The 22802-nt window shown below is 54.0% G+C and carries 17 protein-coding genes; 8 read left to right on the forward strand and 9 right to left on the reverse strand.

Features of this window, described 5'->3' with window-relative positions; all coding sequences use genetic code 11:
- Positions 1-45: 45 nt before the first annotated feature.
- From L1I42_RS06020 to L1I42_RS06045, 6 genes are all read right to left on the reverse strand, one after another.
- Positions 46-3513: an efflux RND transporter permease subunit gene (locus tag L1I42_RS06020; protein ID WP_236113580.1), complete on the reverse strand. Its 3468-nt coding sequence runs from the start codon at positions 3511-3513 to the stop codon at positions 46-48.
- A complete protein-coding gene (locus tag L1I42_RS06025; protein ID WP_236113581.1) occupies positions 3510-4724 on the reverse strand; it encodes an efflux RND transporter periplasmic adaptor subunit in 1215 nt (404 codons plus the stop codon). The genes L1I42_RS06020 and L1I42_RS06025 overlap by 4 nt, the downstream gene beginning before the upstream one ends.
- A gap of 11 nt (positions 4725-4735) precedes the next feature.
- Positions 4736-5284: a PadR family transcriptional regulator gene (locus tag L1I42_RS06030; RefSeq protein WP_236113582.1), complete on the reverse strand. Its 549-nt coding sequence runs from the start codon at positions 5282-5284 to the stop codon at positions 4736-4738.
- A gap of 184 nt (positions 5285-5468) precedes the next feature.
- Positions 5469-6290 carry a 3'(2'),5'-bisphosphate nucleotidase CysQ gene (cysQ, locus tag L1I42_RS06035; RefSeq protein WP_236113583.1) on the reverse strand — a complete coding sequence of 274 codons (822 nt, stop codon included), beginning with the start codon at positions 6288-6290 and terminating at the stop codon, positions 5469-5471.
- 8 nt (positions 6291-6298) lie between these two features.
- Entirely contained in the window at positions 6299-7174 is an 876-nt protein-coding gene (gene nadC, locus L1I42_RS06040; RefSeq protein ID WP_439651489.1) for a carboxylating nicotinate-nucleotide diphosphorylase, read from the reverse strand.
- Between the two features lie 78 nt (positions 7175-7252).
- Positions 7253-7897 (reverse strand): glutathione S-transferase, encoded by a 645-nt coding sequence (locus L1I42_RS06045; RefSeq protein ID WP_236113585.1) that lies wholly within the window; start codon positions 7895-7897, stop codon positions 7253-7255.
- 254 nt (positions 7898-8151) lie between these two features.
- On the opposite strand from L1I42_RS06045, the gene L1I42_RS06050 reads away from it, so the two are divergent.
- Positions 8152-9105, forward strand: coding sequence for a crotonase/enoyl-CoA hydratase family protein (locus L1I42_RS06050; protein WP_236113586.1), 954 nt, complete (start codon positions 8152-8154; stop codon positions 9103-9105).
- Positions 9106-9139: 34 nt separating this feature from the next.
- Here L1I42_RS06050 and L1I42_RS06055 read toward each other — a convergent pair whose 3' ends face one another.
- A complete protein-coding gene (locus L1I42_RS06055; protein WP_236113587.1) occupies positions 9140-11491 on the reverse strand; it encodes a putative bifunctional diguanylate cyclase/phosphodiesterase in 2352 nt (783 codons plus the stop codon).
- A gap of 305 nt (positions 11492-11796) precedes the next feature.
- On the opposite strand from L1I42_RS06055, the gene L1I42_RS06060 reads away from it, so the two are divergent.
- On the forward strand, positions 11797-12969 hold the full coding sequence (locus L1I42_RS06060; protein WP_236113588.1) for a Ppx/GppA phosphatase family protein: 1173 nt from the start codon (positions 11797-11799) through the stop codon (positions 12967-12969).
- The gene (locus tag L1I42_RS06065; protein WP_236113589.1) at positions 12966-13733 is read left to right on the forward strand and encodes an RlmE family RNA methyltransferase; all 768 of its coding nucleotides are present in this window, start codon (positions 12966-12968) and stop codon (positions 13731-13733) included. The genes L1I42_RS06060 and L1I42_RS06065 overlap by 4 nt, the downstream gene beginning before the upstream one ends.
- Positions 13734-13750: 17 nt before the next feature.
- On the opposite strand, the gene L1I42_RS06070 is transcribed toward L1I42_RS06065, so the two are convergent.
- A complete protein-coding gene (locus L1I42_RS06070; RefSeq protein ID WP_236113590.1) occupies positions 13751-15148 on the reverse strand; it encodes an MFS transporter in 1398 nt (465 codons plus the stop codon).
- A 162-nt stretch (positions 15149-15310) separates the two neighbouring features.
- Between L1I42_RS06070 and L1I42_RS06075 the strand changes: the two genes are divergently transcribed.
- Positions 15311-15724 (forward strand): GFA family protein, encoded by a 414-nt coding sequence (locus L1I42_RS06075; protein ID WP_236113591.1) that lies wholly within the window; start codon positions 15311-15313, stop codon positions 15722-15724.
- A 1056-nt stretch (positions 15725-16780) separates the two neighbouring features.
- Here L1I42_RS06075 and L1I42_RS06080 read toward each other — a convergent pair.
- Entirely contained in the window at positions 16781-17311 is a 531-nt protein-coding gene (locus tag L1I42_RS06080) for a hypothetical protein (RefSeq protein ID WP_236113592.1), read from the reverse strand.
- 353 nt (positions 17312-17664) lie between these two features.
- Between L1I42_RS06080 and guaB the strand changes: the two genes are divergently transcribed.
- From guaB to L1I42_RS06100, 4 genes are all read left to right on the forward strand, one after another.
- A complete protein-coding gene (guaB, locus tag L1I42_RS06085) occupies positions 17665-19167 on the forward strand; it encodes an IMP dehydrogenase (protein WP_236113593.1) in 1503 nt (500 codons plus the stop codon).
- The gene (locus L1I42_RS06090; RefSeq protein WP_236113594.1) at positions 19167-19595 is read left to right on the forward strand and encodes an MAPEG family protein; all 429 of its coding nucleotides are present in this window, start codon (positions 19167-19169) and stop codon (positions 19593-19595) included. Before guaB ends, L1I42_RS06090 begins: the two co-directional genes overlap by 1 nt.
- A gap of 7 nt (positions 19596-19602) precedes the next feature.
- The gene (locus tag L1I42_RS06095) at positions 19603-20898 is read left to right on the forward strand and encodes an RsmB/NOP family class I SAM-dependent RNA methyltransferase (RefSeq protein ID WP_236113595.1); all 1296 of its coding nucleotides are present in this window, start codon (positions 19603-19605) and stop codon (positions 20896-20898) included.
- 73 nt (positions 20899-20971) lie between these two features.
- Positions 20972-22369, forward strand: a complete 1398-nt coding sequence (locus L1I42_RS06100; RefSeq protein WP_236113596.1) for an HD-GYP domain-containing protein — start codon at positions 20972-20974, stop codon at positions 22367-22369.
- Positions 22370-22802 lie beyond the last annotated feature (433 nt).

A 22802-nucleotide genomic window follows, 5' to 3' on the forward strand; every position in this document is an offset into this window, starting at 1 on the left:
CCCGCGAGGGGCCGTTTCACTTTGGAGGTTGATAGGGCTGAAAACCTATTCAGCCGCTTCCGGGGTCGGGCGAGACACGATGGTCACGCCATTCTTTTCTTCTGCCAGCAGTGTGCCTTCCACCGGGGTGCGGATATATTGCTTAGCGCTATCCGCATGGCCGGGGATTTTTGCATCACTGGGCTGATCTTGCGGCGTTGCTTCTTGTTGCGCCGCTACTTGATCTTCTGGCACATCTTCCTCAGCAGGCGCTTCCGCCGCACCATCTTCAGTTTGGGCGGGCGTTTCGGCAGTCGCCTCAGATTTGCGGCCAAAGACCCACCGCACTGGAGCTGTGACAAACATCACCACCGGGCGAATGAACTGCCAGGCCCAGACGAAGAAGTCTTTCCACACGGCAGGGGCTGAAATCATTACCGGCACCATGACCAGCGTAAGCAGGGTAGAGAAGCTCAACCCGGCAATCACCGCTGTCGCCAATTGAATCCACCAGGCACCAGAGGGGTCACCAATCACAATTTCGCGGGCGAAAAAGTCGATGGAGAGGCCCATGGCCATGGGGATCAAGCCAAATACAGTGGTGATCGTGGTTAGCATAACTGGGCGCAACCGTTGTGACGCGGTCATCAGCGAGGCAGTCACTGGATCAACCCCATCTTCCCGCCGGAAGCGGTTATAAGTGTCGATCAACACAATCGAGTTGTTCACCACAATCCCCGCCAGCGATACAATGCCGACGCCGGTCATAATGGCCGAGAAGGCTTGGCCCGTGATCATCATGCCCAGCAGTACGCCTGCGACCGACATAACAACGGTAGAGAGCGTAATAAACACCTGATAAAAGCTGTTAAACTGGGTGAGCAATATCAGGAACATGAGGAACATTGCACCCAGACCGGCCTGCATCATAAAGGCATTGGTTTCTTGGGTCTGTTCGTCAGCACCCGCAAACTCAAAGTCAACGGTTGATGGCCAGGTCTGCGCGCCAATCCATTCTTTAAGTTCGTCTACCTTTTGAGCTGCCGTTACTGGGCTGCCATCTTCATTTTCAGCTGGTGCAACATTGGCCCGCACGCTCATTGTATATTTCTCGTTGCGGCGTTCAATGTTTGCCACCTTCGGCACCGCTTGGCGCTCGATGAAGTTTGATACCGGCACCAAACCCTGGTTGGTGATTACACGCAAACTATCAAGAGCATCAAAGCTGCGTTGGTCCTCAGGCAAACGCACCTGAATGTCCAACTCATCTTTAGCATCGTCGGGGCGATAGCTGCCAATGGTTACACCGGACGTGACCAGCTGCACATAAGGCGAGAGTTCGCGCACACCCAAACCAAACAAGGCGGCCTTTTCACGATCAACCTTGATTTCCCAATCGATGCCGGGGAGGGGGCGCCCATCCTCAACCTCGATCATATTGCCAAGGTCATTTTCGATGAACTGACGAATTTCAGCCACAACCGGCGCCAGCTCATCATAGCTTTGCGCCACAACCCGCATATTGACGTCTTTACCTGTCGGCGGCCCTTCTTCGGCCTCCAGCAATTCAACGCCAAGGCCAGAAATGTCTGCCACATTTTCGCGAATGTCGGCAAAGATCTCTTTGGCGTATCGGCGATCGCGGAACGGCTCAAACTCAAGCTGCAAATTGCCGATCGTGTCTGGTGGCGTAGACGTCACAGCACCGGTGGAGCCAAAGTTCAATACAGCATCTTCAATGCCGTCAACTTTGAGCACACGCTGTTCAACCTCAATCAACAGGTCGCGAATTTCCACTGGTGAATAGTTGCCGCGCCCTGTGATCGCCACGGTTGCATATTCAGGTTCAATCGAGGGGAATGCCTCAACGCCCGTGGGATTATTGGAGAACTGATAAAATATGCCACCAATAATGCCCAACCCCACGATCATGACGATCAGTGGGCGGCGGATAATGGCATTCAAGAACCGAACATATCCGCCGGTGAAGCCGGGCACCTTTTTGGGGTCGAAATGGTTGTGAACGGAGAGTGACTTCGCCGCATCCATTTCTTTCTGGCTCACCCGCTTGCGCGCCACCAGGCCGCCAATCACAGGTAAGAAGATCATGGCTGTGATCAAGGATGAAATCAACGTAATGATCACCATGATCGGCAGATAGCTCATGAATTTACCGATGATACCGGGCCACAACAACATGGGCGTAAAAGCCGCCAACGTGGTCGCCGTGGAGGAGACAATCGGCCAAAACATCAGCTTTGCAGCGCGAATAAACGCTTCCCGCCGCTCCATGCCTTCAGAGATTTTGCGGTCGGCATATTCCACAATCACGATTGCGCCGTCCACCAGCATGCCCACGGTCAGCACCAGACCAAACATGATCATCATGTTCACGGTGTATCCCAGCAATTGCAGGAAGAAGAACGCCATCATAAAGCTTGTTGGAATGGCAATGCCCACCATAATGGCCGGGCGAATGCCCAACATGGCGATGGTCACGATCATCACCAGGGCAATCGCAGTCAAAACCGCCGATTGCAGTGAGTCCAGCATGGTTTTGGAGAATTTAGCCTGATCCAACATATAGGAGGCGTGAATGGTGGTCGGCCAATCGGCCTTTGCCGCTTCCACCACTTTGCGCACATTGTCGGATGTGTCGATGATGTTAGCGCCGAGACGTTTATTCACTTCCAAAATGATGGCGGGTTCGCCATTTACGCGAGTAAAGTCAGTTGCGTCTTTAAAGGTACGCTGAATGGTGGCGACATCGCCAAAGGTGACAATGGTGCTGCCGTCTGTTTTCAGCGGCAGGTTAAACACGTCGCTTGCCTCTTCGATAAGGCCCGGCACTTCAAGTGCAAACTTGCCTTGACCTGTGTCCAACGTGCCCGCGGGCACAACCAGATTGTTCCGCGCCAAAGCGTCGAACAATTGGTTGGTGGTCAAATTGTAGCTTTCCAGCTTCAACAAATCCACAACGATGTCGAGCACTTCCTCGCGGTTGCCCGCCATGTTCACATCGCGGACGGTGCCGATGCCTTCAAGGTCTTCTTGCAGGTCCTGCGCCACGCGCAGCAAGGTGCGCTCCGGCACGTCGCCGGAGAGCGCCACCGTGATGGTGGCAAAGCCATTGGCCGAGATTTCGTGGATGGTGGGTTCGTTGGCATCGTCAGGCAGTTGCGACTTGGCCATGTCCACCTTTTCGCGGGTGTCTGTCAGCGCCTGGTCTTTGTCGAAGTTGATGTCAAACTCGAGGAACACAGAGGCATGGCCTGTGCTTGAAGTGGAAGAGATCGACTTCAGCCCATCCAGATTGCGCAGCTCTGTCTCCAGCGGACGGGCCAGCAATCGTTCCGCATCAGAAGGGGAAACCCCGGTTTGAGATACCGACACATAAAGGTAAGGCACATCCACATCGGGCTGGCTTTCCTTAGGCAGGTTGATATAGGCCGACACGCCTGCCAAAAGCATCACCAGCATCACAACGATGACAGTCTTAGGGCGGCGGAGTATGTTTTCGAGGGCACCAATCATGATGTTGTCTCTTCGCTTACATTGTCAGCCACGACCTGTTGGCCCGCGACCACATATTCTTGTCCAACGGTAATAATATCAACGCGTTCGGGCAGTCCGGTCACCCAGATACCGCTTTGGCTATCCCGCACAATTTGCACGGGGTAGAACGCAACCTTGTCACCTGTTTCAACAACGCGTACGCCCAGGGTGCCGTCATTATCCAATGTGAGTACAGACTGGGGCACCAAATGCGCGGGCACTGAGCCGAGCACTGCGCTGGCTTCTGCCGTCAACCCGGCACGAATATCGTTGTTCGGGTTTGGCAACTCCACTTCAACCGGAAAGGCGCGGGTGGCGGTGTTTGCGGTGGGGCTGATATAGGACACTTTGCCTTCAACTTCACGACCTGTCACTGTTTTCACGGTCACCGGCAAGCCGATGCGCACCGCGTCAATTCGGCTCTCCGCCACGTCGCCCACGAAAACAAGCGGGTTCAATTGCACAAGGGTAACGCACGTCCCGCCAGCCGAAAGCATATCGCCTGGCTGTGCCATCGGGTCTTGTACAATGCCGCCAGCTTCCGCATAAATTTCTGTGCGTTCCAGTTCAGCCTTTGCTTCATCCAATTGCGCTTTTGCGGCCTTCAAGCTGGATTCAAAAGCGGCTGCGGTGTTGGTCGGCGCCAACTCTTTTTCTCGCAGCTTCTTGTTGGTCTCGAAATCGGCCAATGCTTGCTGGTACCTTGCTTCAGCTTGCGCCAAGCGCGCTTCGCGGGTGCCTGCATCCAATGTGCACAGCAGTTCGCCTGCCTCCACCACATCGCCTTTTTCAACATGGCGTTTTTCCAAAATGCCGGTTGTTTCTGCGCGAATGGAAACGGTTGCCTTGGCCTTGGTGTTGCCGCGCAACGTCACCTCAAGCGGCAGCGCCTCAACGGTGAAGGTGCGCGTGCGCACAGATTGAAGTTCATCGGCAGCAGCTTGTTCGGCTTCTGCCTCTGCCTGCGCGTCTGCAGCGGCGGCATTCGCCTCTTCTTCACTCTCAATCAAGCCGAATTCGGTCATCAAATCCTTGGCTTTGTCGGCGCCGGGTAAGTCAACAGCGTCGAGCACTTGCGTTTCGCCATTTCCGGGCCCTTGGCCTCCTTGCACGATGTAACCCGAGGCCATCCAGCCGCCAATGCCAACCAACAGCAAAAAGGCAACGCCATATGACAGTAGAAAACGCATAAATCTTGTCCCTATTCGGCCGCGCGTTTGGGCACATTTTCGTCCTGTGCCAGCGCGATAATCTCATGTTTATGATCGATTAAATATTGGCGGGCGCCACGCATACAGTGCTGCCCGAATTTCAACACCCAGAGCTCGGAGGGTTTCGTAAATTCCTTCTCCAGTTTTTTGATGTTCTCTATGGCATCGTCGCACTTGGCGATCCGCTCATTCACCCGTTTCTCCACCAGCGATTTGGGTAAATCTTCCACAAACCGCAAAAACAGCAGAAACTCCGAGCGGAACACATCGTCGTTCAGCTCGTCATAAAGGGAGTTGATAAAGAAGGTGCGCCCGGTTTCGGTGATCTGGTAAACCCGTTTGGAGGGTTTGCCTTCCTGCGCCACCGTGCGGCTGGTGACATATCCTTCTTCTTCCAGTTTGGACAAAGCGGGATAGATGGAGCCAAAGCTGGCCTCCATGAAATAGGCATAATCGCCCTCAGTGGAGCGTTTGCGAATGTCATATCCGGTGGTTTCGCCTTGAGTCAGAATGGCGAGACAGATGGTTTTTACATTCATTATAAGTAGCGCCTTATATATGACCGATATATATCAACTCTATATATGACGGAAAATTATAATGACAAGTCCGTGGTCATCACTTTTTTGTAAAAGGGCAACAAAAGGTAAAGGCCACCTCCATCACATATCAGCGTAACGCCGTTATGTTGCAATTGGATTAGCTAGGTAGGTAAATGGGAGCTTAGCGCGCCTTTTCAAGCGCCTGGCGCATAATTGAGGCACATTCTTGCGCATGGGCAGGGGAGGCGGCAGCGGCGAAATAGGGGTTGAGAAAATCGACCTCCGTTTTGCCATAGCGCATGGGACCACCATTTGCTTCGATCAGCGCGCCGCCCGCCTGTGCCAAAATGGCATGTCCTGCCGCAATATCCCACTCGCAGGTGGGGGTGAAGCGTGGATAGTGAAGGGCGGCCCCTTCGGCCACCAGGCAGAACTTGAGCGATGAGCCGACAGACACATCCTCGCACGGGCCTGCTTCATCCAGAAAATACTTGATCGCCCCGTGTGCATGGGAGCGGCTGGCCACAATTTTACACCCCATTTGCGGATCGGTGGCGATGGGGGTCCATTGCCCGAACTGGGCGTCCACGATGATGGACTTGAAGGCACCCTCCGGCCCACCATAATAGGCGGTGTTCATCGCTGGCGCGATGATCACCCCATGGGTGGGGATGTGATCCTCCACCAGCGCAATATTCACCGTGAATTCCCCATTGCGCTTGATAAATTCTTTGGTGCCGTCCAGGGGGTCAACAACAAAAAATCGCTCACCCAATGTGGGTATCTTGCCCGCTGCAACGCTTTCTTCGCCCAACACCGGAATATTGAGACCACGCAGCCTTTCGATGATCACAGCTTCACCTGCCGCATCGGCGGCGGTGACGGGAGATCCATCCTCCTTGCGCGCCACTGTGATATGGCTTTGATAATGCGCCAGAATGGTTTGGCTCGCGGCCAGGGCAGCCTCCAGCATCTGTTGGGCGAGGGCGCTAAATGTGGGCATGGGGCAGACTATTCCTGGATATTTATATCGAGGCCGATATCGAGCGGGGTGGCCGCCATGGTGATCTGGCTGGTAGAAATGAACTCCACGCCCGTTTCGGCAACTTTGCGCACGCTCTCAAGATTAATTCCGCCAGACGCTTCCAGCCGCGCCGCCCCCTTGGCCCGATGCACAGCTTCGCGCAACTGTTTTGGGGTCATATTGTCCAGCAACACAGCGGTTGCCCCCGCATCGAGCGCCTCTCCAAATTGGTCCAGCGTGTCCACTTCCACTTCAATGGAGGTGAGATGACCCGCAAACGCCTTGGCCGCCAGAACGGCCTGCTTTACCCCGCCCGCCACAGCAATATGATTGTCTTTAATCAGGATCGCGTCATCCAGTCCAAACCGATGGTTCGACCCGCCACCACATTTAACCGCATATTTTTCAAAAGCGCGCAGGCCAGGCGTGGTTTTGCGGGTGCAGCAGATTTTGGCGCCGGTGCCGTCAATCTCGTCCACAAACCGCTTGGTAAAAGTGGCAATGCCGCTCAAATGGCACAAAAAATTCAAGGCAACCCGCTCAGCTGACATAAGCAATCTTGCATTGCCGCTGATTGTCGCGATGTCTTGACCGGGTGCGACCACGTCGCCATCGGCCACATGGGCCACAAACTGCAACCCCGCGCCGATCTGCGCGAACGCGGCTTCTGCCAGCGCCAAACCGCTGATCACCCCATGCTGTCGCACATTCATCACCGCCCGGGCCGTTGCGCTGGGCGGCAGGGTGGCCTGGCTGGTCAGGTCGCCTGCTTGGCCGAGATCTTCCAAAAGCGCATCGTCCACGGCGCGCCGCACAAGCGGATAAGCCAATTCGGCAGGCAATTGTGGATGTGGGGCCAAGATCATGTTCCTTTTGACGTTGATGCCATAGCATTAGCGAGGCCAAATTGCTTTATCAAGCAATGGCGTGCTCTTTCACCGCTATTTTGTAGGAAAAATGACCGGTTCATCGCCGGGTTGCCACGGCGAAAATTTAGGCATGATGGCCTCAAACCGCGCGCTGTCCCAAAAATAATCGAGCCAGGCGATCAAATGCGGACGGTCCTGCGCCCAGAACCAGTTGCGATCCACATGGGCAAATTGCCGGATAAACGGCCAAATGCCCAGATCGGCAACGCTGATCCGGCCATGGAACAAAAACCCGCCATCGCGCAAGCGTGCGTCGAGCATATCAAGGAACGGCAACGCATCATTTCGCGCTGGTTCACCGCTGTCCAGCTCGTATCGGCTTGGATATTTATAGCGGTCCAACAATGGCTTAAACTCCCGATCTAACTGCGCGATCAACGCATGCATCTGCGGCAGATCCTGGCCGCCATGCTGTAAATTTTCGGGGTCATGCTGCGCCAGCGCCCATTGCAGGATGTCGTGACTTTCCTCGATAACCTCGTCACCCAAATCCAGCACAGGCACGGTGCCCTTTGGTGATCTTTGCAAAAACAAGTCAGGCTTGTCGCGCAACAGAATTTCGCGCAATTCAACCTCAATCCCGGCGGCATGCAGGCCGAGCCGGCCGCGCATGGCATAGGGACAGCGGCGAAAACTATAAAGAATGGGTCTGCTCATATCCTGCTTATGACAAAGCCGACAGGGCGCAGCAACCCATAAAACGGGCGTCACATATGCCATTTTTGGCATTAAACTGTGGGTAAGTTTACAAATTTTCATTAAAAAATTTGTTTATCACATTGTTTTGAAACGGTTTTGGTTTTGTGATGGTTAATTGTTACATATTGCCAAAGGAATAATTTTGATTGAAACTTTCGTTAATTTGTTGTTAACTGGATGCGTATTTTAAAAATGTTTTAGTATTTAGTATCATGTCAGATAATGCAGTTTTAAGCCTGCAAAGTTCAAACTTTGTGGCCAATCAAAATCCCCAAAATGAACAAATGGTGCTGGCACCGCGTCAGTCAGCATCGACGACTCTGTCAAGCCAGTTCTGGCCCGAACTCGGGCAATTGGACAATGCATTTGATATTTCCCACAGCACCTTGTGGAGCTTTATGAATTTTGAGGGGCGGGCGGCCTATAACCCCGCTCTGCTAGACGATTTTCATGGGTGGCATCGCAATATTCGAGCGTTGAAAGAGGAAATGGGCGAGCACTTCAAATTTGTCGTGCTCGGCTCGCGACATCCGGATTTTTTCTGCTTGGGGGGCGATCTGAACTATTTCTCCCAATGTATTGATAATCAGGATCGGGATGGGCTCTACGAATATGGTCGCTCCTGCATTGAGATTTTGCACAACAATTGGCGCAGTATTGACAGCGAAGTTCTGACGGTGGGGCTGGTGCAAGGTGACGCATTGGGCGGCGGTTTCGAATCTTTGCTGTCGTTTGACTATATTTGCGCTGAAGAGGGCACAAAGTTCGGGTTCCCAGAGCAGATGTTCGGCCTTTTCCCTGGCATGGGGGCGCTAACCTTCCTTGGCCGATCACTTGGCTTTGCTAAAGCAGAGCAACTGGTGCGCACTGGCCGCACCCTGACGGCTGAAGAGCTATACGAAATGGGTGTTGTTCATATTTTGGCTGAAAAAGGGCAGGGGCTGAGAGCTGTGCAACGTTTCATTGCCAAAAATGAGCATAAGCACGCCGCCTTGTGCACCTACCGCAAGGCCGCCAAACGTGCCAACCCAATTCCGTTTGAGGAATTGGACGATGTTGTTTCCCTTTGGGCGGACGCCGGTATGCGGATTTCGGCCCGGGAACTGAAGGTGATGCATCGGCTAGTGGCAGCCCAATCCAAAAAAACATCGCCCGCTGCTGAGTAGCGGGCGATGATGATTTTTAATTATACAGAGCGGTCTATTGCGCCGCGGCGTTTTCGCTCCGCGTCTTAACCTGCTTCAGGAAATCTGAATCAAATTTGCCTTTGCCGATTTCCAGCAGGCTGGTCGTATCTTCATTGTTGAGCGGTCGGCACAAATAAAAACCTTGTATCTCGCTTACGCCAGCTTCGCGCAAATAGTCCATTTGCTCTTGTGACTCAACGCACTCCGCCACAACTCGTATATTGAGCGCCTGCCCAATATGTGCCACCGCTGTAGCAACAGCTTTGGAGCTGGTGTTGCTCTCCAGATCGCGCACAAACGATCCGTCAATTTTGATCTTGTGATAGGGGAAAGTGCGCAACTGTGAGAGCGAAGAAAACCCGGTTCCAAAATCGTCCAGTGAAATATTGACGCCAATGGCGCGGAACTGGCGCAAAATATCAAGTGTAGCCATTTCATCCTGAAAGAAGGCGGTTTCTGTGATCTCAAGCGACACACGTTCCGGCTTAACCTTGAAGCGCCGTAACTGTGATTTCAGATACTTCGGAAAATCGGTGTCTTGAAACTGAACGGCGCTAAAATTGATGGCGATCGGCGTATCCGTTGGCCATTTGGAAGCGCATTTGATCGCCTCACTCAGAACCCAACGGCCAATGTCGATGATTTGTCCGGTCTGTTCGGCCACCTGAATAAATACAGAAGGGGCAACGCGCCCCCGTTTTTCGTGGGTCCAGCGTATCAGTGTTTCAAACGCTGAGATTTCCAAGGTATTCGCATCCACAATGGGCTGGAAGGCCAAGCGGAACTGATTTTCTTCCAGCGCATATTTGATGTCGAGCTCCAAGGCGCGATCTTGCTGAGCTTTTTGATCCATCTTTTGCTCAAAAAACTCATATCGATTTCGCCCCATATTCTTCGCGGCATAAAGCGCCATGTCGGCCCGTTTGAGCAGCAGCGCCGCATCCTCACCATCCTTTGGAGAGATCGCAATCCCGATGGAGGCGCCGATGCGCACATAGTGCGAGGCCACATTGAAGGGCTGCTTCAGTGCTTCTATGATCTGGCTCGACAAAATCTCTGGCGTCCGCGCATGAGGCGTCAGTTTTTGCATCACCAAAAACTCGTCCCCGGCCATTCGGCCCACTTCGCATTCGTCAAGGCAAACATCGCAGATGCGCTTGGCCACTTGTTGCAACAAATCATCACCGACTGGATGACCGAGCGTGTCGTTCACATTTTTAAAGTGGTCCAGGTCAATAAAATAAACAGCGATCTCTTGATCAGAGTGGTTATTTTTCAGCAAGTTGCGAAAACTGGTTTGCAGGGAGGTCCGGTTCATCAAGCCGGTCAACTGGTCAACCAATGCCAAGTGCCGAATTTGGGCTTCGGCTTCCTTTTGTTCTGTCACGTCGGCGAATACCAGCACCCTGTTGCCTGTGGAGGTCTGCCGTGATGAGACGTCGACATAGCGGCCGTCTTCCAACTGGATGGTGTGTTCAAAATTGGCCTTCGCCCGGTCCTTATCAAGATCGCCATCAAATACGAAATGATCGCGATCTGCAGGATGGATGAGCTCGAGCACTTCTTGGAAAGATTCGCCTTTATGCAGCCTTTCGGGTGGGCAACGCAAAATGTCACAAAGAATCGGGTTCCACACCAACAGCTTATTGTCGCGATCAAACATGCAAAGCCCATGCGACATGTTTTTAAGCGCGCCATCAAACAGATTGGCCTGCTGTTCGAATGAATCGGCAAGCTCTTTATTTTTTTCTCGTGTTTCCAATGCGTTGATAATTGTTTTGCGCACGGCCAGGGTGATATCTGTCATGCCAAACATGAAGATGAGTAGCGCCGCGCCAACCACTTCGTAGAACAGGGTTTCATGCAGAATCAGACCCAGCCCCATTGGGACAGATGCAAAGTAGAGCTGCCCGAGCGCCACCCAGGGGCGGCTGGCATTGCGGCCCGCGATGGAAGCAGCATAGGCTGCCGTCGTGGTGGTCAGCATCAAGTGGATCGCGCCATTATCAACACGCAACACTGCGAACAAAGTTACCATGCCCAAACAAAGCGAAAAGGCAGTACCACCAATGGCATAGGCCCATTCCCATTGATTAACATTGTGAGGGGTTACCGGCTGCCCCGACCGCAAATAATAAACGCCCAGCGCAATTCGTCCGAGGGCAATCAGCACCACCGCATAGGCGAGGTTCACAACCAGTTGATCATTTGCAGTGAAGGACAATACGGCGGCAATAAACAGCCCAGCGACAGCCCCTGAAATTAACGAGGCAAAGGGATGAAACAGCCCATCAACAAGCTGCGCCCGAATGGTCGCTGAGAGCTCTTTTTCTGATCGGATGGTCTCTAATAGTCTTTTAAACATGTGATCACCAACTAAATTGGACGACGCGCAAGGTTTGAAATAAATTATATTACATCAAGATTTTAGAATATATTCTTCTTCAAAAAGTTAAGTTTTCCTGCAAAATCCGAATATCTTTCACCATTGCGCATTTGAACCCTTTGCTCTAGATTTGATTTCAACACGTAACACATCGTCATTGGGGCGCCGCTTTCAGCGTAGCGACCCGGACTGGATGGAGCAAATATAGAGTGACCGAAAAGATTCGGTCCGCAAACCAGAAAAGCCCATCACACCCTTCTATAAAGGGCACAGATGAGGGGCACTTGGCAACTGGTCCCAAGGACCAACACGCCAGAGGCGGCCAACGGCCTTCTCCTGGCCAATCGCGGACCCATAAACGAAATGGCCAACGCCACAAATCCGTGCGTGGCCCCGCCAAGCCAAATATTTATGGTGCCTTGGATTTGGGCACCAATAATTGTCGGCTTTTGCTGGCTCGACCCACCGATAGCGGCTTTAAGGTTGTGGACGGATTTTCCCGAATCGTGCGTTTGGGGGAGGGCCTGTCCACCACGGGATCGCTGACCCAGGCCGCCATGGATCGCACCATTGATGCGCTCAAGCAATGTCAAACCAAAATAGGCAATCATCGCATTGCCAAATTGCGTTTGATCGCCACCGAAGCCTGCCGTTCCGCCGACAATGCGGAAGAGTTTTTGCAGCGCATCCAGCTTGAAACCGGCATTGAACTGGAGGTGGTCGACCGCAAGACCGAAGCCCAACTGGCCGTTACTGGTTGCGCTGATCTTGTTGATCCGGGCGTGAGCGGTGCCGTGATTTTCGATATTGGCGGCGGTTCGTCCGAATTGGCGTGGTTGGATTTCCGCGGCGGACGCCCGAAAGCTCGTGGCAAAATGGCTGCCTCTATCCGGTCTTGGCAATCGCTTCCGGTGGGCGTTGTTTCGATCGCTGAAAAGTTTGACGGGGTCAATGTTACCCCCGAAAGCTTTGAGGAAATGATCGCATATGTGCGTACCTTTTTGAAGAAATTTAAGGGCCGCGAGAAGCTGAAGCGTGCCATTGCCGAGAATAAAATGCACCTTGTGGGCACCTCCGGCACCGTAACCACCCTGGCCGGTCTGCACCTTGGGTTGGACCGATATGACCGCTCCAAAGTGGATGGCCTTTGGATGGGCGAACAGCATGTGATCGACACGATGCGCGTGTTGTTGAACATGGACTATGACCGCCGCGTCGCCAACGCTTGCATCGGCCGCGAGCGCGCTGACTTGGTGATTCCCGGCTGTGCTATTTTTGAAGCGATCCGGCGGGAATGGCCATGTGACCGCATCCGCGTCGCAGACCGTGGGTTGCGTGAAGGCATTTTGATCTCCTTAATGTCAGAGGACCGCGTATGGTCGAAACGGCCTGGACGCAGTGCCCGGGGCAACAGGAAACCCCAAAAGCAACGCAATGAGGGGGCGAAACCATCATGAGCAAGAAGCCAAACAAGCCCGGTGGTGGCGGCAAGAAGGCCCGAGGCAAAGCGATTGCCAAAGCGGCCGGCAAGGCCAAGTCAAAAGCTTCAGATCGCAGCCTTAAGACGCGGGTCAAGACCGCCAAGGGCCGCAAAATCTCCTCTACCTTGTGGCTGCAACGCCAATTGAACGACCCCTATGTGCAGCGCGCCAAAAAAGAAGGGCGTCGCTCCCGTGCGGCCTATAAGCTGATTGAGCTTAATGAAAAGCACAATATTTTGCGCCCCGGCATGCGTGTCGTGGATCTTGGCTGCGCCCCTGGCGGCTGGTGCGAAGTTGCCACCGAAATTATGGGTGCAGATGCCGACGATCCGAAAATTGTCGGCATTGATTATCTTGAAATGGAACCGATGCCCGGTGTGATCTTCCTCCAGAAGGATTTCAACGATGATGACGCGCCCGAGATGCTGATCGATGCGCTGGGTGGTCACAAGGTCGATCTAGTGCTCTCCGATATGGCGGCGCCCACCACCGGCCACAAAGCGACGGACCATTTGCGCATTATGGCGCTCGTCGAACTGGCGGCGGACTTCGCCATTCAAATCCTGAAGCCCGATGGTGCCTTTGTCGCCAAAGTATTTCAGGGCGGTACCGAGAATGAATTGCTGGCGCACCTTAAGCGCCATTTCAAATCAACGTTCCATGCCAAGCCTCCGGCCTCGCGACAGGATTCATCTGAGAGCTATCTGATCGCCAAAGGCTTTAAGGGCAAGCAGGACTAGGTCCTGACCCTTGGCGATCAGGCCATTGGCTTGACCTTGGCCTTATGGCCAGACACATCGTCGCCCACCTGTTTTGACAGTCCCAATATAGGCCACATGGTCATTGCAGTGATCGCCGCCAGCACGAAGAAGGCCAGCTGCATTTCGCGCACACCCACTTCGGTGCCATTGATCAGCGAGAACACATCGAGCAACAGCGCGGCAAATGCTACGCCCAAGGCGAAGGCCAATTGAATGCTGACCGAGCTGATCACCGTGGCTGAGCCAGATTGATGTTCTGGTGTTTCAGAGAAGGTGAGGGTGTTGAGCGAGGTGTAGAACATGGAACGGAAGAAGCCCATAAACAGCAGGATCGACATCATCACCCAGATTGGTGTTTGCGCGGTGAAGAAGCCATGGGTGACGGCCAATAGCGTCGACATGATCACCGCGACAATCAAAAGGACTCTAAAGCCAAACTGTTGCAGCGCGGGCTTCAAGAAGAACTTCATGATGATGGCACCGGCGGCGCCGATAAAGGCGATCATGCCACTTTCGAACGGCGTATAGCCAAAGCCGATCTGCAGCATCAGCGGAAACAGGAACGGAAAGGCCCCGCCAGCGATGCGATAAATAAAGCCGGAGACAATTGAAGTGCGGTAGATCGGTTCCTCAAACACTTTTAAATCAAGCACTGGCTCGTCCACCCGACGCGCATGCCTCCAATAAATATAGCCCGCGCCAAAGCCCGCCGCTGCAACGCTGGCGCCAAATATGGGCGGCAGGGCGGGCATGGAAATAACGGACAGGCCGAAAATAATGCCGGAGAAGGCGGTGCCGGTGAGCAGAAAGCCGACAATATCGAGCTTTCGCTTGTCGCGATAGCCGGTGCCCGGCAGATATTTGCTGGCCAGCACAATGCCGATCAGCCCGATCGGGATATTGATATAGAAAATCCAATGCCAGGAGAAATAGGTGGTGAGGAAGCCCCCCACCGGCGGCCCGGCCAAGGGCCCGAACAGGGCTGGCATGGTGAGCCACGCCCAGGCATGGATCAAATCCTTTTTCGGCGTGTTGCGGATCAGAATTAACCGCGACAGCGGCGTCATCATCGAACCGCCCATGCCTTGCAGGAACCGCGCCGCGACAAAGGTGAACAGCGAGTCGGCAAAGGCGCAGGCCAGCGAGCCCAGCATAAACACCACAATCGCCCCGCGAAACACATTGCGGGCGCCATACCGATCCGCCATCCAACCGCTTATGGGAATAAAGATCGCCAGCGCCACCAGATAAGAGGCCAGGGCGAGTTTCAATGAAATCGGGTCGGTGCCAATATCGGCAGCGATAGCGGGCAGGGCTGTGGCGATGACGGTGGCATCCATCAACTCCATAAACAGCGCCACCGCCAAGATGAGCGGCGTGATGCGATCTTGCATGGATTATGTCTTTTTGATTCAGTGGTCCAACCAGTCTAACGCTCTTCTGCATCCCTGTCACCCCGGATGAATTTTTATCTGATTACGCGACGTTGTATGTGTGACCTGCATTGTGTTTGAACCGTGGGCATGGCTATAGTTTTGGCCAATAAGGAGGCATGTATGGCCAAAGGTGAATGCAATTGTGGCGCAGTGGCGTTTGAAATTCATAAGCCCATTCAGGATGTTATTATTTGTCATTGCTCTATATGCCGCAAGGCGACGGGCAATAATGGCATGGCGCTTGTGCTCGTGATGAATGAGGAGTTCACCTGGCTGCGCGGGCAGGAGCATATCCAATATTGGAAAAAGCCCGACGCGGATTGGGAAGGCTGGTTCTGCCAGATCTGTGGCTCCACCTTGCCCGGCCGCAATGATGATACCAAGCTGTATGTGCCGGTTGGATTGATCACCGAAGGCGGTGAAAATCTGCGTGTCGCCCATCATATTTTCACCAATTCCCGCGCGGCATGGGATGAAATTGGTGATGGCGGCGTGCAGCATCCGCATGAGTTTGGCTCTGGATTGGGGGTATAGCTTGGTGGTGGCTGCGGTTTGGTGTCGTTTGGTCCCGGATCAAGTCCGGGACGGCCATGTTGTGTGTCGGGGTTGGTGTTTCCTCTTCATGGTGATCTAGACCCTTTGGCAGTTGCTGAGGATTTTTGGCTTGTGCCCCAGATTGTGCGGTTCGGGAATATGCCATATCGCCCCTCCCTGAGGCCGTCCCGGACTTGATGCGGGACCAACTCACGAATACCGCCCATACCAAAGCGCCCGACATGCACAGCATTCGGGGGATCATTTGCGGGGCACGAGATGGTGCAAAACTCGTGTGGTTGCGCAGAAAAATGAGCCTATTCCCATCTCGCGCCAACGGCATTTTTCGCTCAGCCAAGCCGGTTCGAGGTGCTGACCCAATATCCCCATCCTCAAAAGGACGCCCTCGGTGTCGGGCAAAACCAACATGGCGGCGCGGCCACCGCGTCCGGCTAACCCACCGTTTCTCCCTTCTTGCTGCTCAAGCGCCGCATATACCCCGTCTGTTCGTCAACAAACCGCATGGGGCGGAAGATGAATATGATTTTATCACGGTCTTGAGGGGCGGGGATAAGTTTTTGCCGTGGCAGACAGGTAGGGATTAAGGCGATTGTGTCTTCAAAGTTGAATAATCACTTTAATTCAGTGTGTTAATCGATGGCACGGTCGCAATGTGGTCTGCCAGTCGCGAAATAGGCACAACTTAAAATTGTGCGAAATTGCTTGAAATGTGTGATTTGCTGTTTTTATGGTTTGACGCAGTTTGGTCCCGAATCAAGTCCGGGACGGCCTCTGGGGCGGGAGCGTCATGGGACGTCGCAAGGCTGTGCCCTCCGAGGTGAGTGTAAAAAGTCTGACTAATATTTGGGTTGACTAAGCCTTCACGCAAATGAGGTTACCTAACCTGTCCAAACGGGGTGGCGGTCCCGGACCTGATCCGGGACCAAAGGTCGTGAATCTCTTGCACGACAATTGCGGGATTTTTCCGTCTCATTGAAGCCAGATGAAAAAATCCCCGACAAAAGTCGGGGATCAAAACCTAAATGTTGTGACGACTTAGAAGTGCCAGAGGGCAGACGCGCCGAAGCTGTGGCCGGTGTTGCCGGTGTCGGACCAACCGAGATATTTATATTCGAAATCAAGCGTAACTTGATCGGAAACCACAAACTCGGTGCCAAGGCCGATGGACGTATATTGGTCGCCAGTGTCGTAAAAATGTCGACCAATGCCCGCATAGGCCAGCACATCCTGCGTGAACAAATAACCTGCGCGCGCCTCGATGCCACCACTGCCGCCCATTGCGCCAGAACCTTGATCGCGATAGCCGCCTAGCCAAATTTCTGCACCGATCAGGAAATCGTCTTGCGTTACATTCACGCCGACAATGGCATCAAGCTGAGCCATGGTGTCACCATTTATATTTGCGCCACCGATGCCAACGCCGGCATAAAACCCTTCCCAATCAAATCCAACCTGTACATATTCTGTTGGCAATGGCGGATAGTCGATCGCATCGCCTGCCAGCGCAGAACCAACCATTAACAATGTTGTGGCGGAAAGTGTAAGAATAGATTTGAGTTTGGTCATTGGTTCAGCCCCCTAGAATCACGGTCCTATTAATAATTTGTTAGGGTTAACAGGCGGTTTACAAACGGAGTTGCTTAGCTGAAAACCCATTGTTTGCGCGAGGCGTGGCCGAGTTGAAAATAGATACTTTATCATGTGCTCGAACTATTTTTTGCCCTTCAATGGTTTATTCCGTTCGCCTAGAGGCGGGGTAGTCCCACTTTCTTAAAACTGTCTTAAAAATTAAGTGCTGCCCCTCTATGCAAAAGGGGAGACGCGTGGTATTGACCCTCGCCAACCATAGTATGGTGGCGCTTCCCCCCACCGTCCTGTGATCGTTCCGAAAAATCTGCTTCCGACGGAGGGCTCGACCCGTGGCAAAAATCATTTCCACCGCAACCGGCGATATCGCTTTAACTTTTGACGACGTGCTGTTGCAGCCCGCTGAATCCAGCGTGATGCCCGCCGATGTGGATATCCGCACCAATGTCACCAAAGATATTGAGTTGACCTTGCCCATCCTGTCCTCCGCCATGGACACGGTGACTGAAAGCAAAATGGCCATTGCGCTGGCCCAGGCTGGGGGCATGGGGGTGATCCACCGCAACCTAACCCCGGAAGAGCAGGCCGAGCAGGTCAAACAGGTCAAGCATTTTGAAAGCGGCATGGTGGTGAATCCAATCACTATTGGGCCTGAAGCCCCGCTTGAGGCGGCATTGGCGATAATGGAGCAGCGCAATATTTCCGGCGTGCCCGTGGTGGAAAATGGCGGCCTGGGCGGCCGCAATGTGGGCAAGCTGGTGGGCATTCTGACCAACCGCGATGTGCGGTTTGCCGATAATATGAAGCAGCCCATTTCTGAACTGATGACCCATGAAAATCTGGTGACGGTTAAGGATGGCTCGACGCAGGATGAAGCCAAGCGCTTGCTGCACGCCAACCGGATCGAGAAGCTGTTGGTGGTGGACGACAATTATCATTGCGTCGGTCTGATCACCGTGAAAGACATTGAAAAAGCGCAACTGAACCCGAACGCCATTAAAGACAGTAAGGGCCGCTTACGCTGCGCGGCCGCCTCCACCGTGGGCGACAAGGGCTATGATCGCTCTTTGCACCTGATTGACGCGGAAGTGGATTTGCTGGTGATCGACACGGCCCACGGCCACAACACCGAAGTGGCCAAAGTGGTGTCGCGCCTGAAAAAAGAGAATTCCAAGGTCCGGATCGTGGCGGGCAATGTGGCCACCGCCGAAGCCACCCGCGCTTTGATTGATGCGGGCGCGGACGCAGTGAAAGTGGGCATTGGGCCAGGCTCCATCTGCACCACCCGTATCGTGGCGGGTGTTGGTGTGCCGCAATTAGCGGCCGTGATGGCATGTGCCGAAGAGGCGGCAAAGACCGGCATTCCGATCATCGCCGACGGCGGAATCAAATTCTCAGGGGATTTGGCTAAGGCCTTGGCCGGTGGGGCAAATTGCGCCATGGTCGGCTCGCTCTTGGCGGGCACAGACGAAAGCCCTGGCGAAGTTTATCTCTATCAGGGTCGCTCCTATAAATCCTATCGCGGCATGGGTTCTGTGGGCGCCATGGCCCGCGGCTCGGCTGACCGTTATTTCCAGCAGGAAGTCAGCGACAGCATGAAGCTGGTGCCCGAAGGCATTGAAGGGCAAGTGCCCTATAAAGGCCCGGCAGGCAATGTGTTGCACCAATTGGCCGGGGGATTGCGTGCCGCCATGGGCTATACCGGTTCGCCCAATTTGAAGACCTTCCGCGAAGAAGCGCAATTTGTGCAAATCTCCGGCGCATCACTGAGCGAAAGCCATGTGCATGATGTCTCCATCACCCGCGAGAGCCCGAACTATCGCGGTGGGCGTTAATGTCAGGCTTTGAGAAGCTTTTATTGCTGATCACTTTTGCGCAAGTTGCGCTGACGTTCGGGGTGCTGTTTTATCTGGGGCGGCTGCGGCTGCCCCTGGTGCAGGCGGGCGAGGTGAAGGTGGCAGACATCGCGCTGCATGATGGCAATTGGCCCGAAAAGTCGCAGCAAGTTTCGAATAATTTCAACAACCAGTTTCAATTACCTGTGCTGTTTTATGCGGCGGTGGCGATTTGCTTTGCGGTGCGGTTCGTGCCCGGCATCTTTTTGTTGTGCGCATTCGGCTTTGTTTTAAGCCGTTATGTGCACGCCTATATCCATTGCACCACAAACCGTGTATATCGCCGGTTCTATGCTTATTTTGCCGGGTTGGTGTTGCTCACCATTGGGTGGATTGACCTGGTGATTGAGCTGATGTTGGTTTTGTGAGGCGAAAATGCGGTTACCCGGCAGATTAAGTGCAGCGATTGAAGTGCTCAATGACATTGAAAAGCGCAAACGGCCCGTGGCCGATGCGCTGAAGGATTGGGGCTTGTCGCATCGCTTTGCCGGCTCGGGAGACCGCGCGGCCATCGGCAATATTGTTTATGACGCTTTGCGCAAAAAGCTGAGCAACGCCCATGTCGCTGGCGGCGACACGGGGCGCCATCTGGCCTTTGCCACCCTGATCCGCGATTGGGGCGAAACGCCTAAAAGCTTGCACGCCATGTTTGAGGGCGACAAATTTGCGCCCGAACCGTTGAGCGATAAAGAAATCGCCACGCTTACGCGCGCAAACCCGCTGGCCGATGCGCCGCTGCATGTGCAAGCCGATATTCCGGAATGGTGTCAAAACTCATTCGAACGCAATTTTGATGAGGAGTGGGTGGCTGAGGGCCAGGCGCTGGCCACGCGTCCGCCAGTCGACTTGCGGGTGAATACGCTAAAGGCCAATCGTGACAAGGTGCTCAAAGCGCTTAAGCGCGTGAAACCTGTAGCAACTGAAATCGCACTGAATGGCGTGCGCCTAAAGGCTGGCACAACTGACGCGCGTACACCCAATGTGCAGGCGGAAGAGGGCTACCAAAAAGGCTGGTATGAAGTGCAGGACGAGGGCAGCCAGATCGTGGCTGACCTGATCTTTGCGCGGCCGGGCGAAAAGGTGCTGGACCTTTGCGCTGGGGCCGGGGGCAAAAGCCTCGCCATGGCGGCGGCCATGGAAAATAAGGGCCAGATTTTTGCCTATGACAGCGACCGCAAACGCCTCTCGGCGATTTTTGAGCGCATCAAACGCGCCGGGGCGCACAATATCCAAGTGCGCCAGCCGGACGATGGATCGCTGGATGATCTGCTGGACAGCATGGATAAAGTGGTTGTGGATGCGCCGTGCACCGGTTCCGGCACCTGGCGGCGGCGACCCGATGCCAAATGGCGCCTCAGCCGCGAACAGCTGGATGTGCGCCTGCGCGAGCAGGAAGAAGTACTCTCGCAAGCGATTCCCTTTGTGAAAGTGGGCGGCTTCTTGATCTATATTACCTGCTCGGTGTTTCCGGAAGAAAATGAGGGGCAAATCTATGCCTTTCTCGATGAAAACCCCAGCTTTGAATTGGTGTCGGCAGGGGAAGTCTGGCAAGACCTTTATGGCTTTGACAAACCACAGCCCTGGTCGTCTGATCTGAAATCGATCACCCTGACCCCGGGCACCACGAACACCGATGGTTTTTATTTCGCCGTGATGCTCCGCAACGCTTAAAATTGTTAGCGTTTTAGCGAAAAATTTAACCTTGCCTGATAGCTTGAACGACAATCAAGTTTTCGAGGCAACCATGAGTTCTGGGACCCCACAGCAGCAGATTCATCTGGCCGAATTATTGGCCGCGCTCAGCCATGCGCTCGACATTACCGAGGGGCAACCGGTGGGCCATTGCGTGCGCGCCTGTTGGACGGGGTTGCATGTGGGACAGCAAATGGGGCTCAAGTCGGGCCAATTGTCCGATCTGTATTACACGATTTTGCTCAAGGATTTAGGCTGTTCCAGCAATGCAGCGCGCATCTGTGCCCATTATCTGGCCGACGATCTGACCTTTAAGAATGAGTTCAAAAAGGTCGATGGCAGCCTGCCGCAAGTGCTCAATTTTGTGATCACCCAGTCGGGCGTAAAAGCCAATATGGCCGATAAGTTCAGATCGATTATCACCACGCTGCGTCACGGTGGTCAGATCACCCGTGAACTGATCGAGACGCGCTGCCAGCGCGGCGCGGCCATCGCACGGCAAATGCATTTCAACGATGCGGTACAGCAGGGCATTTTGAGCCTAGATGAACATTGGGACGGCACGGGCCAGCCCGACAAGTTGCAGGGGCTTGAAATTCCGCTCTACTCGCAGATTGCGCTGTTGGGACAAGTGGTGGACGTGTTCTTTATGAATGACGGACGCGACGAGGCCATCAAGGCGGTGCGCAGCCGGGCGGGCACCTGGTTCAACCCCAAAGTGGTGGATGCTTTTCTCGCGCTTGAAACTGATGAGGCCTATTGGCAGACGCTCGCCCGTAACGATCTCTCGGACATTATTTATAGATTTGAACCCGGCCAGAGCGCCCGGATTGCGGACGAAGACTATCTCGACGATATTGCGCAAGCATTCGCTCAAGTGGTGGACAGCAAAAGCCCGTTTACCGCAGGCCATTCCGAACGGGTGACCCTGTTTGCCGATTTGATCGCCGAACAAATGGGCTATGCGGAAGAAAAGCGTCGCTGGCTGCGCCGGGCAGCCCTCTTGCACGATATTGGCAAGCTGGGCGTATCCAACTCGGTTTTGGATAAACCAGGACGACTGAATGACGAAGAGTTTGCCGAAATTAAGAAACACCCCGTCTATTCGAAAGACATCTTGGCCAATATCCGCGCATTCGGCGATATTGCACCGGTGGCTGGCGGTCACCATGAACGATTGGACGGTAAGGGCTATCCGTTTGGATTAAAGGGCGATGAAATAGATATGGACACGCGCATTGTCACCGTGGCCGATATTTTTGATGCGCTGACTGCCGATCGACCTTACCGCGCAGCAATGCCCGTGCCCAAAGCGCTCAACATTATGCGTGAAATGGTGGACGACGCCATCGACCGCAATTGCTTTACCGCGCTGTGCGCCGCCATTGCCAAATTTGATCAATTGCCCACTGCGGACCGGCAAGCAGGTGAGTTGAAAGCGGTAAGCTAGGCGCGCGCCAAGAAAATTTCGGGCAATAGCTAACTGTACGGCCATCCCGGCCTTGAGCCGGGATCAGCTTCCGTAACATGACCCCGGATCAAGTCCGGGGCGGCCCCAAATGGAGGCTTTGCAATCGACTGTTCGCATGACTGCGGTAATGTACCCGCCATATTGCAATTATTGACGCCCTTTATTCGAACATTCTCTTTCACTGCTTTCCTCAGCTTCGTCATACCCACCGCCGTCACCCCAAGACTTGATCTTGGGGGCTATTTCACATTGGCCGCAGCGCAGGGTGAGCGCAATTTTGGCCAAACTCATGCCAAGACATGAGTTGGAATGGATTGCAAGATCAAGTATTGCAATGACGATGTGTGTGGGGAGAGGACGTGCCGCACCTGAAACGCCAACTGGCCCCGGATCATGTCCGGGGCGGTGAGAC

This window comes from Maritalea mediterranea (genome assembly GCF_021568695.1).
Taxonomy (GTDB): Bacteria; Pseudomonadota; Alphaproteobacteria; order Rhizobiales; family Devosiaceae; genus Maritalea; species Maritalea mediterranea.

What these genes read in the sequence shown, in the direction of transcription:
- L1I42_RS06020 (WP_236113580.1), bottom strand. Translation starts at nt 3,513, where the DNA reads ATGATTGGTGCCCTCGAAAACATACTCCGCCGCCCTAAGACTGTCATC.
- L1I42_RS06025 (WP_236113581.1), bottom strand. Translation starts at nt 4,724, where the DNA reads ATGCGTTTTCTACTGTCATATGGCGTTGCCTTTTTGCTGTTGGTTGGC.
- L1I42_RS06030 (WP_236113582.1), bottom strand. Translation starts at nt 5,284, where the DNA reads ATGAATGTAAAAACCATCTGTCTCGCCATTCTGACTCAAGGCGAAACC.
- cysQ (WP_236113583.1), bottom strand. Translation starts at nt 6,290, where the DNA reads ATGCCCACATTTAGCGCCCTCGCCCAACAGATGCTGGAGGCTGCCCTG.
- L1I42_RS06045 (WP_236113585.1), bottom strand. Translation starts at nt 7,897, where the DNA reads ATGAGCAGACCCATTCTTTATAGTTTTCGCCGCTGTCCCTATGCCATG.
- L1I42_RS06050 (WP_236113586.1), top strand. Translation starts at nt 8,152, where the DNA reads ATGTCAGATAATGCAGTTTTAAGCCTGCAAAGTTCAAACTTTGTGGCC.
- L1I42_RS06055 (WP_236113587.1), bottom strand. Translation starts at nt 11,491, where the DNA reads ATGTTTAAAAGACTATTAGAGACCATCCGATCAGAAAAAGAGCTCTCA.
- L1I42_RS06065 (WP_236113589.1), top strand. Translation starts at nt 12,966, where the DNA reads ATGAGCAAGAAGCCAAACAAGCCCGGTGGTGGCGGCAAGAAGGCCCGA.
- L1I42_RS06070 (WP_236113590.1), bottom strand. Translation starts at nt 15,148, where the DNA reads ATGCAAGATCGCATCACGCCGCTCATCTTGGCGGTGGCGCTGTTTATG.
- L1I42_RS06075 (WP_236113591.1), top strand. Translation starts at nt 15,311, where the DNA reads ATGGCCAAAGGTGAATGCAATTGTGGCGCAGTGGCGTTTGAAATTCAT.
- L1I42_RS06080 (WP_236113592.1), bottom strand. Translation starts at nt 17,311, where the DNA reads ATGACCAAACTCAAATCTATTCTTACACTTTCCGCCACAACATTGTTA.
- L1I42_RS06090 (WP_236113594.1), top strand. Translation starts at nt 19,167, where the DNA reads ATGTCAGGCTTTGAGAAGCTTTTATTGCTGATCACTTTTGCGCAAGTT.
- L1I42_RS06095 (WP_236113595.1), top strand. Translation starts at nt 19,603, where the DNA reads ATGCGGTTACCCGGCAGATTAAGTGCAGCGATTGAAGTGCTCAATGAC.
- L1I42_RS06100 (WP_236113596.1), top strand. Translation starts at nt 20,972, where the DNA reads ATGAGTTCTGGGACCCCACAGCAGCAGATTCATCTGGCCGAATTATTG.